The following is a 759-nucleotide window of genomic DNA, read 5'->3' as shown; positions in this document are numbered from 1 at the left end:
GACCCGGGCCGAGACGTTGCCGGCGGTGCCGATGAGCACGCCCTCGGCGGCCAGCCGCCGGGCGGTCGCGGCGACGTCCTCGCGACCCCGAGACGCCTGCTCACCCACCCGGGGCGACCCCGTCGTCGTCATCACCCACCGGCCTGGTCGATACCGCGTTCGGCGAGCACCACGTCCTCGAGCCTGGCCATGGACCGGCGGAACTGGCCGCTGAGCGACGACCTGAGGACGGGGGCGAGGAGATGACCGAGGGGGCCGAGCCCGACCCGGCAGTCGACCCTGTAGGTCATCAGGGTGGCCGCGGTGCCGATCGGTTCGAAGCGGAAGGTGTTGACCATGTCGTGCAGCGGTGCGAAACCGGTCCCGGAGTCCACCCTGAGCGAGTGCGGTTCGATCGTCCCGACCGTCCACACGGACCGCGTCGTGAGCGGCCCGAGCGTCCGGTTGTGCTCGGAGTAGGTCTCGCCGACGGTCGCCGTCCCGTGGTGGGCGGTGACCTCCAGGACACCGTCGACCCACTCGGCGTACCGGGCGGTGTCGTCGATGACGGCCCAGATGTCCTCGACCGGGGCGGCCAGTCGCTGCTGTACGGAGACGGTCAGACGGGTCACGATGGTCCTCCTGAGTGTGCGATCGCGGCGCTGGCGGCCATCTGCCCGGAACGGACGGCGCCGTCCATGTAGCCGTTCCAGTAGTCGGAGTGTTCGGCGCCGGCCCAGTGCACGCGGCTGTGCGGGCCGCCGAGCGGCCGGTCGCGCC

2 protein-coding genes are annotated in these 759 nt (G+C 72.1%); both read right to left on the bottom strand.

What is annotated here, in order from left to right; all coding sequences use genetic code 11:
* Positions 1–131: 131 nt before the first annotated feature.
* The gene (locus IY392_RS17790; protein ID WP_194861954.1) at positions 132–611 is read right to left on the bottom strand and encodes an SRPBCC family protein; all 480 of its coding nucleotides are present in this window, start codon (positions 609–611) and stop codon (positions 132–134) included.
* A partial coding sequence (locus tag IY392_RS17785) for an FAD-dependent oxidoreductase (protein WP_194861953.1) occupies positions 608–759 on the bottom strand: 152 nt, incomplete at its 5' end. The genes IY392_RS17790 and IY392_RS17785, both read right to left, overlap by 4 nt.

Source organism: Dietzia sp. SYD-A1, from assembly GCF_015356725.1.
Taxonomy (GTDB): Bacteria; Actinomycetota; Actinomycetes; order Mycobacteriales; family Mycobacteriaceae; genus Dietzia.
The sequence above is the reverse complement of the archived record's forward strand: the minus strand, read 5'-3'. Positions and strand labels throughout refer to the sequence as shown.